This window comes from Streptomyces sp. CB01635 (assembly GCF_002803065.1).
Lineage (GTDB): Bacteria > Actinomycetota > Actinomycetes > Streptomycetales > Streptomycetaceae > Streptomyces.
The window spans coordinates 143187-156635 of the sequence record NZ_NNBL01000010.1 but is presented as its reverse complement, the minus strand read 5'-3'; the positions used below and the strand labels follow the sequence as shown (position 1 = coordinate 156635).

Here is a 13449-nt window from a genome sequence, read left to right as displayed (position 1 = left end):
GATCCGACAGTGAGGAGCCGCGCACTGTGCTGGAAGAAGTAGAGCGCTGGCTGAGCAGGCGTTCCTGGTCGGTGACCGACCGCCCGCTCCCTCAGCTGATCGCCGCGAAGCGCGCCGCGGGCACCTCGGTGAGCGTGGTGCTGCCCGCGCTGAACGAGGAGGAGACGGTCGGCGAGATCGTCGCCGAGATCCGGCGCGCCCTGATGACGGAGCGGGTGCCGCTGGTCGACGAGCTGGTGGTGATCGACTCGGGTTCGACGGACCGCACGGCCGAGGTCGCGCGGGCCGCCGGGGCACGGGTCGTGCACCGGGACGCGATCCTGCCGAGGATCCCGGCCGTGCCCGGCAAGGGCGAGGTGCTGTGGCGCTCGCTGCTCGTCACCAGCGGCGACATCGTCTGTTTCGTGGACGCGGACCTGAAGGAGTTCTCCGCGGACTTCGTCTCGGGGATCGTGGGCCCGCTGCTCACGGATCCCGGCGTGGACTTCGTGAAGGCGATGTACGACCGTCCGCTCGGGTCCGCAGCGGGTCAGGGCGGCCGGGTCACGGAGCTGGTGGCGCGCCCGCTCCTGAATCTGCACTGGCCGCTCCTTGCGGGGTTCGTGCAGCCGCTCGGCGGCGAGTACGCGGCCCGCCGGTCGCTCCTCGAGCGCCTGCCGTTCCCGGTCGGTTACGGGGTTGAGCTGGGCCTCCTCGTCGACGCGCTGCACACGGTGGGCCTGGACGCGCTCGGGCAGGTCGACGTCGGCGTGCGCAAGCACCGGCACCAGGACGGGCAGGCGCTCGGGCGCATGGCCGCGGCCATCTACCGCACCGCACAGCTGCGGCTCGCGCGCGGGCACCTCGTACGTCCGGTGCTCACCCAGTTCGAGCGCGGGGAACAGGGATTCGAGCCGCGCACGCACGACGTGGACACCGAGGAACGCCCCCCGATGACCGAAATCACCGAGTACGCGGAGCGCCGCGTGGCGTAGCCGGGGGTAATCGTATGTTTTGCCTACATTGCCCTTTATGTGGCTCAGACAAGTTTCGGGTGGGCGACGGCTGCGCGCAGCCGCGACCCGCACCGCCGGGGCGCTCGTCGCCACGGCCACCGCGCTGACGGCGCTCGGCGCCGCGACCCCCGCCTCGGCCGACGTGGTCACCCCGTTCACCAAGCGCTACGACGAAGCGCTGTACGGCGACTTCGTGACCATCGGCAACACCGTCATGGGCTGTCCGGCCGCGCCGGCCGACCTGGCGGCGCGCTGCGCGGTCGCCGCCGGCGGCCGGGGCAGCGACAACAACAACGCGTTCGTGATGCGGCGCGTCAACACGGCCGGTACGACGGCCGGTTACGGCTCGAGCACCGGCCGGGTGACGATCCCGCCGGGCGCCAAAGTGGCGTACGCCCGCCTGTTCTACGGCGGCAACGACGGCACGTACAAGGGCCCGAGCGGCGCGGAGCTCGCGCGGTGCGACATCTCCGGCGCCGATGTGGAGCCCTCGCCGAGCGCCCCGCTCGCCGCCCTGCCCGTGGTCGCCGTGAACGGCAGGGCCGCGGCGAGGGTCTCCACCGAGGACCTGGTCCGGGACCCGGCGGCCACCGACGGCCCGCACTACTACACGGGCGAGGCCGACGTCACGAGCCTGTTCGCCGGCGTCACCGGCACCGGCGCGCCCGTCCCCGTCGCGGTCGGCGGCATCTGGGCGCCCAACGGCAAGGGCTGCGCGGCCGGCTGGTCGATGACCGTCGTCTACAAGTACGACGCCCCGAACTCCATGTACGCCCCGGGCCGGCGCAACGTGTACGTCTACGGCGGGCACGTCCTCCAGCGCCCCGTCTCGCCCGCGACCACGATCGGCGTGAACGGCTTCCACCGCGCGGGCGACGGCAAGGTGCGGGCGGGCGTCACCGCGTACGAGAGCGACTGGAACATGCCGGGCGACCGGTTCCTGGTCGACGGCAAGAACGTCACCGAAGCCCACACCGGCAACACCAACAACTTCTTCATCAGCCAGGACCGCGGCGCCGTCTCTCCGAAGACGGTCAACAACCTGAGCATCGACGCGAAGGAGTTCGAGCTCCCCGACGAGACCGTCCCGCCGGGCGCCACCTCCACCGAGCTGACGTTCACCACCAAGGGCGACACCTACGTCCCCTCGGCGCTCGCCCTGTCCGTCCCGGTCCCCGACCTGGAGGTCACCAGGACGGCGAGCCCGAAGGCGGTGCGCCCCGGCGACACCATCACCTACACGCTGAAGGCGAAGAACATCAGCTCGCTCGACTACCCGAACGCCGAGTTCAGCGACGACCTGACCGGCAACCTCGACGACGCGACGTACAACGGCGACGTGCGCACGGACCTCGGCCACGTCTCGTACACCGCGCCGAGGATCGGCTACACCGGCTACATCCCGGCCGGGAAGACCGCCACCATCACGTACTCGGTGAAGGTCCACGACCCGGTCCGTGGCGACGGGAAGCTGCCGGGCGGCGTCGAGGTGCAGTCACCGCTCTCCAACTGCGGGGCCGGCAGCACCGACCCGAGCTGCGGGACCGCCCCCGAGATCGAGAAGCCGCAGCCCCCGGCGCCGCCCGCCCTGCGCATCACGAACGTGCCGGAGCGGCCCGTCGTGCCGCCCTGCGAGGAGACCGGGAACACCATCACGATCGCCGACTTCTCGGCCAGGAACCGCACCGGCGCCGCCGTCGAGTGGCCCGTGACGGCGGGCTCGGCCCCGGTCGCGTCCACGGGGACCATCACGAAGCGGGGGTCCGTCTACGTCTGGAAGGGTGACGTCGCCACCCACGGCAAGGTAGTCATCTCGCAACGTGTGAAGGCGTCCTGCACGACGGGCGGGACCACCGTGATCACCGTGACGTCGGACGTGCCGCGCACCAACTGCCCGAAGGCCCGGCGCGGCGAGGACGACCCGTGCACGTCGGTCATCACGGCCAGGCGGCAGCAGGGCCGCCCGGGCCCGCCCGGGGAGTCGCACGGGCCGCACCGGCCTGTGGACGGCTCGGAGCTGGCCACGACAGGCGGCTCGCACACGCTCCTGTACGGCGGTCTCGCGGCGGCCCTGTGGGGGCTCGGCGTCCTCGCGGTGGCGGCGGCGCGCAGCCGGCGTGACTGACGCGCAGGGGTAGGTGTCAGGACAGACGAACGGCGGATCGTATACGGCCGGGCTCCCACGGAGTCCGGCCGTACGTTTGAGCGTTTACGGGCCGGGCTACGTTTGCCCGTATGGCTTCCACGCAGGGTGCACAGATCCTCGTCGCGTCCAACCGCGGTCCGGTCTCGTACGAGCTCGGGGCCGACGGGACGCTCGACGCGCGGCGCGGCGGGGGCGGGCTCGTCTCCGGGCTCTCCGCGATCGGACAGGACCCGGACGGCGCGAGCGCGGTGTGGGTGTGCGCGGCCCTCGGCGCGGGTGACCGCGAGGCGGTACGGCGCGGCGTCGGAGAGCCGGGGGTGCGGATGCTCGACATCGACCCCGAGGTCTACGCCGACGCGTACAACGGCATCGCGAACTCGGTCCTCTGGTTCGTCCACCACATGCTGTACCAGACGCCTCTTGAGCCGGTCTTCGGGCCCGAGTTCCGTGCGCGGTGGGCGTCGTACGAGGCCTACAACCGGGCGTTCGCCGAGGCGCTGGCCGCGGAGGCCGGGCCGGGCGCGGCGGTCCTCGTGCAGGACTACCACCTGGCGCTCGTGCCGGGGATGCTGCGCGAGCTGCGCGACGACCTGCGCATCGGGCACTTCTCGCACACCCCGTGGGCGCCGGTCGACTACTTCCGGATGCTGCCGGACGACATCGCGGGGCAGCTGCTGCGCGGGATGCTGGGCGCGGACCGGCTGGGGTTCCTGACGCGGCGCTGGGCGGACACGTTCACGGCGTGCTGCGAGGCCGTGGTGGGCGGCACGTTCGGCACGGAGATCGGGGTGCACGGCCTCGGCGCGGACGCGGACTTCCTGCGGGAGCGGTCGCGGCGCCCCGACGTCGAGGAGCGGCTGGCCGCGCTGCGGGAGCAGATCGGCGACCCGGACCGCAAGGTGATCGTCCGCGTGGACCGCACGGAGCTGTCGAAGAACATCGTGCGCGGCCTGCGCGCGTACCGGCTCCTCCTCGAGGAGCACCCCGAGTGGCGCGAGCGGGTCGTGCACGTCGCCTTCGCCTACCCGTCACGGCAGGACCTGACGGTCTACCGGGAGTACACCGACGAGGTGTCCCGGGTCGCCGAGGAGATCAACTCCCACTTCGGTACGGAGAGTTGGACCCCGGTCGTACTCCATGTGAAGGACGACTTCGCGCGCTCCCTGGCCGCGTACCGGCTGGCCGACGTGGCGCTGGTCAACCCGATCAGGGACGGCATGAACCTCGTCGCCAAGGAGGTCCCGGTCGTCTCCGACGAGGGATGCGCGCTGGTCCTGTCGCGGGAGGCGGGGGCGTACGAGGAACTGGGCGAGGACGCGCTCGTGGTGAACCCGTACGACGTGTCGGCGACGGCCGAGGCACTGCACGCGGCGCTGGTCATGGGCAGCGGGGAGCGCGGCGAGCGCGCGAAGCGGCTCGCCGCCGCCGCGACCGCGCTGCCGCCCGCCCAGTGGTTCCTCGACCAGCTGAACGCGCTGCGGGGGCTGGGGGGCTAGGGCCTGCTGATCGCGCGCGCCAGGTCCGACATGAGTCCCACAACTCCCTGCGGCCCGTCCACCACGACATCCGCCCGTTCGGCCAGTTCCGTGACCTCCGAGCTGCCGCTGCACACCAGAAGGCCCGGCACCCCGTCCTTGCGGAGCTTGTCGACGGCGGCGAACGCGGGCAGGTCGCCGAGGTCGTCGCCCCCGTAGAGCACCGACGTCGCGCCCACCTCGCGTACGTACGCCGTGAGCGCCGCGCCCTTGTCCATGCCGGGCGGGCGCAGTTCCAGGACGAGGCGGCCGGGCTCGACGATCAGGCCGTGGCGGGCCGCGAGGTCGGACAGGGGCGCCCGCAGCGCCTCGAACGCCGCCTGCGGGTCGCCCGCGCGGCGCGTGTGGACGGCGACGGCACGGCCCTTCTCCTCCACCCAGGTGCCGCGCCAGGCCCCCACGGACTCCAGGACTCCGGGCAGTTCGGCGCGGACGGCCGCGACGCCGGGGTGCGGGGCGGGGGCGTGGACGGTGCCGGTGACGGCGTCCCAGCGCTCGGCGCCGTAGTGGCCGAGAACCACGAGGTGTTCGAGGCCGGGGACGCCCGCGAAACCGCCGTGGCGCACGGCGACGCCCGCGGGGCGGCCGGTGATCACGGCGACGGAGGCGACCTGGGGGGCCAGCGCGGCGAGCGCGCGGACGGCGTCCGGGTGCGCCCGGGCCTGTTCGGGGTCGGGCACGATCGGCGCGAGCGTGCCGTCGAAGTCGAGCGCGATCACGGCCCGCGCGGGGTCCGAGAGGAGTGCGTCGAGGCCGTCACGCCCGGCGGAGGTCACAGGCGACGGCAGGTCGTGCTGTGGGCTGCCCATGGGCCGAGCCTATCCGCGTAAGGCGGACCGTACTCCGATGCACGGGTGCGGGTCAGCGCTCCCCGCGGCGGGCCTCCCGTATGCGGCGCAGCCGGTTGACCGTGACCGGGTCGTGGGCGAGGGCCCTCGGGTCGTCGAGGAGCGCGTTGAGGAGCTGGTAGTAGCGCACCGGGGCGAGGCCCAGCTCCTCGCGCACGGCGCGTTCTTTGGCCCCGGCCGACGCCCACCCGCGCCGCTCCAGGGCGAGAACGCCCTGCTCACGCGGGGACAGGCCGACGGGCGGCGCATCCTCCGCGTCCTCGGCGGGCGGTTCGGGCTCTGCGTACGGCGGTTCGCTCACGGCAGCGACGCTACTCCGCGTTCTCCGCCGCGTCGGCCGCCCGCTCCAGCCGGCCGAGGGTGGCACCCGGGTTGCCGTTGGGGCCGACGGTCGAGCCGATCTCGCGCTTGACGCCGGCGCTGACCTGGGCCCAGGACGTCTTGCCGACGGGGTAGAGCTCCGAGTTCTGCAGTTCGCCGAGGAACTTCCAGAGCTTCTGGTCGCGCTTGTCGTCGGCCATCGTGTCCGACGCGGAGTTGGTGACCGGCAGGAGGTCGTACTCGCGGGAGAAGTCGAGGACGTTCTTCTCGCTGTAGACGTAGTCGAGGAACTTGCCGACCTGGTCCTTGTGGCCGTTCTGCCGGAACGCCATCATCCAGTCGGCGACGCCCATGGTCGACCTGGCCCTGCCGTTGATGCCGGGCATCGGCACCGTGCCGAACCTCACGCCCTTCTTGGCGGCCATCTGCATCAGCGTCGGGTGCCCGTTGAGCATGCCGACGTCACCGCGCGTGAAGGCCGCGAAGGCCTGCGCGCGGTCGAGCTTGGCGGGCGGCGTCGGACCGGTGAGGCCCTGGCCGACCAGGTCGTTCTTCAGCCACTCGAAGGTCTTGACGTTCTGCGGGGAGTCGAGGCTGTAGGTGCCGACGTCGTCGGTGTAGCCGGAGCCGCCGCTCAGCATCCACATCATGGTCTCGGCCTGCGCCTCTTCGGGGCCCAGCGGCAGCGCGTAGGGGATCTTCACGCCGCGCGCCTTGAGGGCCTTGGCGTCGGCCTGGAGCTGGGCCCAGGTCTGCGGCGGGGTCAGGCCGGCCTTGTCGAAGAGGGTCTTGTTGTAGAACAGCAGCCGCGTGGACGACGCGAAGGGCATGCCGTACTGGACGCGGGAGACCTCGCCGGCGTCGGCGAGCTGCGGCAGGAAGTCGGACTGCACGGGGATGGAGAGCAGGTCGTTCGCGCTGTAGAGCTTGCCGCTCGCGGCGTAGTCGGAGTACGCGCCGATCTGCGCCATGTCGGGCGCGTGGCCGTCCGCGACCATCTTCTTGACCTTGGCGTCGACGTCGCTCCAGGAGTAGACGCTGACGTCGACCTTGATGCCGGGGTTCTTCTTCTCGAAGGCGGCGGCCAGCTTGTCCCAGTACTTCTGGGAGCTGTTCGCCGGGGAGTCGCCGTAGTCGGCGGCCACCAGCTTCAGGGTCACGTCCTCGGAGCCGGGGCCCCCGCAGGCGGCCAGCGTCGCCGCCATGCCGAGCGCGGCCACCGCCGCCGTCAGACCTGTCATGCGCCGCTGCACAGCCGGTTTCCCACCCTCTTGATGTCGCTCGTCAGGATTTCGGACCCGGAATGCTCACGAGGCCCGGTCATAAGGTCTACACCACACGGGTTTCGCACCCGCAACGGGCCTTCGCCGGGAAAGCGGAAACGCATCATCCGTACACATCGACGCAAGATCCATGCAAGTGGACTAGACCTCTCGCGGGTCGAGGCGCGAGACTGTCCCCGTGAGACACGTCATCGCCCTCGATGTGGGCGGCACCGGAATGAAGGCCGCCCTGGTCGGGGCCGACGGCACCCTGCTCCACCAGGCGCGGCGCGCCACCGGCCGCGAGCGGGGGCCCGACGCGATCGTCGAGACGATACTCGGCTTCGCCGCCGACCTGCGCGCGTACGGCGAGGAGCACCTCGGGGAGCCGGCCGCCGCGGCCGGCGTCGCGGTGCCCGGCATCGTCGACGACGAGCACGGCATCGCCCTGTACGCGTCGAACCTCGGCTGGCGCGACGTGCCGATGCGCAGGCTGCTGAGCGAGCGGCTGGAAGGCATCCCCGTCGCCCTCGGCCACGACGTGCGCACCGGCGGCCTCGGTGAGGGGCGGCTCGGCGCGGGCAAGGGCGCGGACCGCTTCCTGTTCGTGCCGCTGGGTACGGGCATCGCGGGCGCCATCGGCATCGGTGGCCGCATCGAACCCGGCGCGCACGGCTCGGCCGGGGAGATCGGCCACATCGTCGTACGCCCCGGCGGCACGGACTGCAGCTGCGGGCAGCGCGGCTGCCTGGAGCGCTACGCCTCCGCGTCGGCGGTCTCGCTCGCCTGGGCCGAGGCCACCGGCGACCCGGAGGCGGACGCCGCGGACTGCGCCAAGGCCGTCGAGTCCGGGGACCCCAGGGCGCGGCAGGTCTGGCTGGAGGCCGTGGACGCGCTCGCCGACGGGCTCGTCACGGCGCTCACTCTGCTGGACCCGCGCACCCTGATCATCGGTGGCGGTCTGGCCGAGGCGGGGGAAACCTTGTTCACACCACTGCGGGCCGCCGTCGAGGAACGCGTGACGTTCCAGAAGCTGCCCACGATCGTCCCGGCGGCCCTCGGGGACACCGCCGGCTGCCTGGGCGCGGGCCTGCTCGCCTGGGACCTGCTCGCCCAGTCCACCGATTCCACGGAGGTAGTCGCCTGATGGCCGCTCTGAATGTTCTCTCCGGCGCCCGCGTCGTCCTGCCGGCCGGCGTCGTCGAGAACGGACGCGTGATCGTGGACGGCGCGAGGATCGCCGGCAGCGCGCCGGCCGGCGCCCCCTCCACCGATCTGACCGGCCACTGGGTCGTGCCCGGCTTCGTCGACATCCACAACCACGGCGGCGGCGGGGCCTCCTTCACCTCGGGATCGATCGACGACATCCTCAAGGGCGTCCGCACACACCGCCTGCACGGCACCACGACGGTCGTCGCGTCCTTCGTCACCGGCGCTTCGGACTTCCTCACCCAGCGCGCGGGCCTGCTGTCCGAGCTGGCCGAGCAGGGCGAGATCGCGGGCATCCACTTCGAGGGCCCGTTCATCTCCCCGTGCCGCAAGGGCGCCCATGACGAAACGCTCCTGCGCGACCCCGACCCGGCCGAGGTCCGCAAGCTGCTCGACGCGGCGCGCGGCCAGGCCAAGATGCTCACCCTCGCCCCCGAACTCCCCGGCGGCATCGACTCCGTACGCCTCCTCGCCGAGCACGGCGTGATCGCCGCGATCGGCCACACCGACGCCACGTACGAGCAGACCGTCGAGGCCATCGACGCGGGCGCCACCGTCGCCACGCACCTCTACAACGCGATGCCGGCCATAGGCCACCGCGCCCCGGGCCCCGTCTCGGCGCTCCTGGAGGACGAGCGGATCACCGTCGAGCTCATCAACGACGGCACGCATCTGCACCCGGCCGCCCTGGAGCTGGCGTTCCATCATGTGGGCAGCGGGCGCGTCGCATTCATCACCGACGCCATGGACGCGGCGGGCTTCGGCGACGGCCGCTACATGCTCGGCACCCTGGAGGTCGAGGTGAAGGACAGCGTCGCGCGGCTCGTCGAGGGCAACTCCATCGCCGGTTCGACGCTCACCCTGGACCGCGCGTTCAAGCGCGCCGCCACCATCGACAAGCTGCCCGTCGAGGACATCGTCCGCGCGATCTCCGCCAACCCGGCCCGCCTGCTCGGCGTGGACGACAGGGTGGGCTCGCTGGAGCCCGGCAAGGACGCCGACCTCGTCGTCCTGGACGAGGACTTCGACCTCAAGGGCGTCATGCGCAAGGGCCGGTGGATCGTGGAACCCCAGCTCGCGTGAGGTCTGGGCCTACCGCCCGGTCTTTGGCATGATCAGGCCGCGTTACTGAAGGTAGTCCCGAACTGAGGGGTGGGCTGGGGTCTCGTGATCCTCACGGTCACACTGAACGCCGCGCTCGACATCACGTACGACGTGCCGGCGCTGCACCCGCACGCGTCGCACCGCGTCACCAAGGTCACTGAACGCCCCGGCGGCAAGGGCCTCAACGTCGCGCGCGTGCTCGCCGCGCTCGGCCACGACGTGACCGTCACCGGCTTCGCTGGCGGCGGCACGGGCCGCGCCCTCAGGGAACAGCTCCTGGACTCCCCCGGCATCCGGGACGCGCTCGTCCCGGTCTCGGGCGCCACCCGCCGCACCATCGCCGTCGTCGACGGCGCGTCAGGCGACACGACCCAGCTCAACGAGCCGGGCCCGCTCGTCGCCCCCGCCGAGTGGTCCGCGTTCACCGAGGCCTACGAGGAGCTGCTCACGTCCGCGTCCGCGGTGGCCCTGTGCGGCAGCCTCCCGCCGGGCGTCCCCGTCGGCGCGTACGCCCAGCTGGTCCGCGCGGCCCGCGCCGCGTCCGTGCCCGTGCTGCTCGACTCGTCCGGGGAACCCCTGCGCCGGGGGCTCGCGGCCCGCCCCGACGTCATCAAGCCGAACTCCGACGAGCTCGCCGAGCTCACCGGCTCCCACGAGCCCCTGCGCGCCACCCGCGACGCCCGCCGCCGCGGCGCGCACTCCGTGGTCGCCTCACTCGGCCCGGAGGGCCTCCTCGCGGTCACCCCGGACGGCAGCTGGCGCGCCCCGGCCCCGGACCGCGTGAAGGGCAACCCGACGGGCGCCGGCGACTCGGCGGTCGCGGGCCTGCTCTCGGGTTACGTGGAAGACCTGCCGTGGCCGGACCGCCTGGCCCGCGCGGTCGCCCTGTCCGCGGCGACGGTACTGGCCCCGGTGGCCGGGGAGTTCGACCGCGCGGCGTACGAGGAACTGCTCGGCCGGGTCTCGGTGACGCAACAGACGACGACAGCGGCCTAGGGCTCGCGCCCCGGCCGCTGCTGTCCCAGTCTGGATTGCTCAGCCCTTGGTGCCCTTGACCAGCCACATCTGGTCGAAATTGGCGTCGCACTGGTTGCCCTGCTCGCACGAGATCGTGATCGCGTTCGTGCCCTTGCTGAGCTGGACGACGGACCAGGTGGTGGTCCACCCCTTCTCCCAGTCGCCTTCCTTGGCACCGGAGAAGTTGTCCATGTTGAGCGGGCGGGTCTGCACCTTGCCGTTGACCGTGATGGTCGCGTCGGCGTGCTTGCCGGGCACGCCGTAGTTGACGCGCAGGCTGTACGCGCCGTCCTTCGGGATGCCGTTGACCGTCCAGGTGAGCTTGGCGCCCACCTGGTTGAAGCCGGCCACATAGGTGCCGCCGTCGGCCTTGGCGCCCTTGACGTCCGACGCGGTGGCCGTGCCGCCCTCGAGCTTCAGCGCCTTGGCATCGGTCTTCGGGAGGTCGACCGGCTCGTCGGCCTTCTTGGAGGCCGTCTCGCTCGGCTGGACCGACTGCGAGCCGCCGGACGGCTGCCCGCCCGCGTCGCCGCCCTTCGCGTCGTCGTTCGAGTCGCCGCCGAGGACCGCGACCCCGATGCCGATGACCACGGCCGCCACGACGGCGAGCGCGCCGATGAGCAGGCCCTTGGTGTTGGGCCCGCGTCCCCGGCCGCCGCCACCACCGTGCTGCGTGGGCGTCACCGTGGTCGGCGCGCCGCCGGGCAGCGTCTCGGGGGCCGAGTAGTGCGCGTTCGGCTGGCCGTAGCCCTGGGGCTGCTGCTGCGGGGGCGCCTGGCCGTACGCGGCGGTCGGCGCCTGCTGCGGCTGCTGCCCGTACTGGCGCTCACCGACCGGCCGGACCTGGTGGTAGGACCGGGGACCCGGGTAGCCGTAGCCGCCGCCCCCGCTGGGCGGTGTCGCCCCGGCCGCCTGCCCGTCGGCGTACAGATAGCCGAACGGATCGTCGTCCGCGGGCGTGCCCTCGCCGTTGTCAGCGGGCGCCATCCCTGATCACTCCCTACGTATCGCTTACCCGGCGAGCGTACCCGGTGGGAGTGGTCCGAAGGGGTGGCGTTGACCTCACCGATACCCGCGGAAGGAGATCATCCGGCCCGTCGGTGCTGCTTGGCACGCGACCTTTTCTCGATGTACATCCGCTGGTCAGCGGATTTCAACACCTCGTCGGCCGTCATCCCGCAGTGCGCCCAGCCGATGCCGAAACTGGCGCCCACACGAACCGCTCTTCCGTCGACCCGGATGGGCGGAATGATCGCGTTCCGCAGACGGACGGCGAGGTCCTCTGCGTCGGCCCGGCCGAGCCCGTCGGCGAGCACGACGAACTCGTCACCACCGAGCCTCGCGACGGTGTCCCCGTCACGGACACCGCTGGTCAGCCGCCGTGCGACCTCGATCAGGACGACGTCTCCGGTGTGGTGCCCGAACCGGTCGTTGATCGACTTGAAGCCGTCCAGGTCGCAGAAGAGGACCGCCAGGCCCTTCGTGCCGTCGTCGGTGTCCCCCTCGGGCGCGTCGATGTGGACGTGGTGATCGAAGCCATAGTCGTCGTAGATCCCGCCGGAGGGCCCGGACCCGCCGGTCTGCTGTCCGGCCACGGCGGCAGCGGCCCCCGCGAAGTCGAATCCGTGCCCGTTCGTGTCGTACGAGCCGCCGGTGCGGTCCCCGTACGCCGCGTCCAGGGAGTCCACGGCGCTCGGCTCGGGCAGCTGGGGGCGGTGGCACAGGCGGGCCGAGAGGCGGGAGCGCAGCTCCGCCGAGTTCGGCAGGCCGGTGAGGGAGTCGTGGGACGCGCGGTGCGCGAGATGCTGCTCGCGGCGCTTGCGCTCCTCGATGTCCTCGACGTGGGTGAGCAGGAAGCGCGGCCCGTCGGCGGCGTCGGCCACCACCGAGTTCCGCAGGGACACCCACACATAGGTGCCGTCGCGCCGCCCGAGGCGCAGCTCGGCGCGGCCGCCCTCGGCGGAGGTGCGCAGCAGCGTGCCGATGTCCTCGGGGTGGACGAGGTCGGAGAACGAGTAGCGGCGCATGGCGGACGCCGGGCGGCTGAGCAGCCGGCACAGGGCGTCGTTCGTGCGCAGGAGCCGCCCGTGCTGGTCGCCGCCCATCTCGGCGATGGCCATGCCGCTGGGCGCGTACTCGAAGGCCTGGCGGAAGGACTCCTCGCTGGCGCGCAGGGCCTGCTGCTCGCGTTCGAGCCGGACGAGGGCGCGCTGCATGTTGGCGCGCAGCCGTGCGTTGCTGATGGCGATGGCGGCCTGGAAGGCGTACATCTGCAGGGCCTCGCGGCCCCAGGCGCCGGGGCGCCTGCCGTTGCGCGGGCGGTCGGCGGAGATCACGCCGAGGAGTTCGCCGCCGGAGCCGCCGGTGGCGTACATCGGGGCGAAGAGGCGGTCCGACGGGTGCCACTCGTCCTCGAAGCGGGGCGGCGGCCCGTCGGTGAACCACTGGGGTACGTCGTCCTCGTCGAGGACCCAGCCCTCGGTGTGCGGGATGAACCGCAGGTCGCCCCAGGCCTCGCCCATGGACAGGCGGCGGTCCCAGGAGGCACGGGAGCCGACCCGGCCGGTGATGAGGGCTTCGGCGGAGGAGTCGCCGGAGAAGGCGGCAACGACGAGGTCACCGTCGGGGCGCACGAGATTGACGCAGGCCAGCTCGAATCCGAGGCCGTTCACGACTCCGTCGGAGACCGTCTGCAGGGTGTCGGCCAGGCTGCGGGCGGTGTTCATGTCCGCCATCACCTGGTGAAGCTGCCGCAGGGTCGCAAGACGGACGTACGGCTCCGACTCGGTCTCCATGCTCAGCTCTCCCCGAGACCTCGACAGCACTCCAGAATTCTGATCGCCGATTCCGCACGCGCGTATGCACGCTCTTGTTGCAGTGTCTCCGCCACTGAATCACAGCGAGCTGTCCACCCGGTACACAGGGTCAACAAAATATGGCTCCTGTGACTCAAGTCACAGGAGGAGATGAAGGGTTGAGGAGTGCCCCGGCGCGCGCCCCCTGCACTTCCTG

At 72.2% G+C, this 13449-nt stretch carries 11 protein-coding genes; 6 read left to right on the top strand and 5 right to left on the bottom strand.

The window, feature by feature from the left end:
- Positions 1–26 precede the first annotated feature (26 nt).
- The 3 genes from CG723_RS25040 to CG723_RS25030 all read left to right on the top strand — a co-directional run bounded on the left by CG723_RS25040 (position 27) and on the right by CG723_RS25030 (position 4637).
- Entirely contained in the window at positions 27–974 is a 948-nt protein-coding gene (locus CG723_RS25040) for a glucosyl-3-phosphoglycerate synthase (RefSeq protein ID WP_100595708.1), read from the top strand.
- 37 nt (positions 975–1011) lie between these two features.
- Positions 1012–3120: a DUF7927 domain-containing protein gene (locus CG723_RS25035; RefSeq protein WP_100595707.1), complete on the top strand. Its 2109-nt coding sequence runs from the start codon at positions 1012–1014 to the stop codon at positions 3118–3120.
- 110 nt (positions 3121–3230) lie between these two features.
- Positions 3231–4637 (top strand): alpha,alpha-trehalose-phosphate synthase (UDP-forming), encoded by a 1407-nt coding sequence (locus tag CG723_RS25030; RefSeq protein WP_100595706.1) that lies wholly within the window; start codon positions 3231–3233, stop codon positions 4635–4637.
- Here CG723_RS25030 and otsB read toward each other — a convergent pair.
- The 3 genes from otsB to CG723_RS25015 all read right to left on the bottom strand — a co-directional run bounded on the left by otsB (position 4634) and on the right by CG723_RS25015 (position 7098).
- Positions 4634–5485: a trehalose-phosphatase gene (gene otsB, locus CG723_RS25025; RefSeq protein ID WP_100595705.1), complete on the bottom strand. Its 852-nt coding sequence runs from the start codon at positions 5483–5485 to the stop codon at positions 4634–4636. The genes CG723_RS25030 and otsB overlap by 4 nt on opposite strands.
- Positions 5486–5537: 52 nt before the next feature.
- A complete protein-coding gene (locus tag CG723_RS25020; protein WP_234374510.1) occupies positions 5538–5756 on the bottom strand; it encodes a DUF3263 domain-containing protein in 219 nt (72 codons plus the stop codon).
- Between the two features lie 79 nt (positions 5757–5835).
- On the bottom strand, positions 5836–7098 hold the full coding sequence (locus CG723_RS25015) for an ABC transporter substrate-binding protein (RefSeq protein ID WP_442802584.1): 1263 nt from the start codon (positions 7096–7098) through the stop codon (positions 5836–5838).
- Positions 7099–7306: 208 nt separating this feature from the next.
- Between CG723_RS25015 and CG723_RS25010 the strand changes: the two genes are divergently transcribed.
- The 3 genes from CG723_RS25010 to CG723_RS25000 all read left to right on the top strand — a co-directional run bounded on the left by CG723_RS25010 (position 7307) and on the right by CG723_RS25000 (position 10416).
- The gene (locus CG723_RS25010; protein WP_100595703.1) at positions 7307–8254 is read left to right on the top strand and encodes an ROK family protein; all 948 of its coding nucleotides are present in this window, start codon (positions 7307–7309) and stop codon (positions 8252–8254) included.
- Positions 8254–9399, top strand: coding sequence for an N-acetylglucosamine-6-phosphate deacetylase (nagA, locus tag CG723_RS25005; RefSeq protein WP_100595702.1), 1146 nt, complete (start codon positions 8254–8256; stop codon positions 9397–9399). The genes CG723_RS25010 and nagA overlap by 1 nt, the downstream gene beginning before the upstream one ends.
- Positions 9400–9483: 84 nt before the next feature.
- Positions 9484–10416 (top strand): 1-phosphofructokinase family hexose kinase, encoded by a 933-nt coding sequence (locus tag CG723_RS25000; protein ID WP_100595789.1) that lies wholly within the window; start codon positions 9484–9486, stop codon positions 10414–10416.
- A gap of 39 nt (positions 10417–10455) precedes the next feature.
- On the opposite strand, the gene CG723_RS24995 is transcribed toward CG723_RS25000, so the two are convergent.
- Positions 10456–11424: a carbohydrate-binding protein gene (locus CG723_RS24995; RefSeq protein ID WP_100595701.1), complete on the bottom strand. Its 969-nt coding sequence runs from the start codon at positions 11422–11424 to the stop codon at positions 10456–10458.
- A gap of 98 nt (positions 11425–11522) precedes the next feature.
- Positions 11523–13232 (bottom strand): diguanylate cyclase CdgB, encoded by a 1710-nt coding sequence (cdgB, locus tag CG723_RS24990; protein ID WP_100595700.1) that lies wholly within the window; start codon positions 13230–13232, stop codon positions 11523–11525.
- Positions 13233–13449: the final 217 nt, after the last annotated feature.

Excerpts from the sequence above, each read along its gene's own strand:
- CG723_RS25030 (WP_100595706.1), top strand. The coding sequence starts at position 3,231 with ATGGCTTCCACGCAGGGTGCACAGATCCTCGTCGCGTCCAACCGCGGT.
- cdgB (WP_100595700.1), bottom strand. The coding sequence starts at position 13,232 with ATGGAGACCGAGTCGGAGCCGTACGTCCGTCTTGCGACCCTGCGGCAG.
- CG723_RS25035 (WP_100595707.1), top strand. The coding sequence starts at position 1,012 with ATGTGGCTCAGACAAGTTTCGGGTGGGCGACGGCTGCGCGCAGCCGCG.
- nagA (WP_100595702.1), top strand. The coding sequence starts at position 8,254 with ATGGCCGCTCTGAATGTTCTCTCCGGCGCCCGCGTCGTCCTGCCGGCC.
- CG723_RS24995 (WP_100595701.1), bottom strand. The coding sequence starts at position 11,424 with ATGGCGCCCGCTGACAACGGCGAGGGCACGCCCGCGGACGACGATCCG.
- otsB (WP_100595705.1), bottom strand. The coding sequence starts at position 5,485 with ATGGGCAGCCCACAGCACGACCTGCCGTCGCCTGTGACCTCCGCCGGG.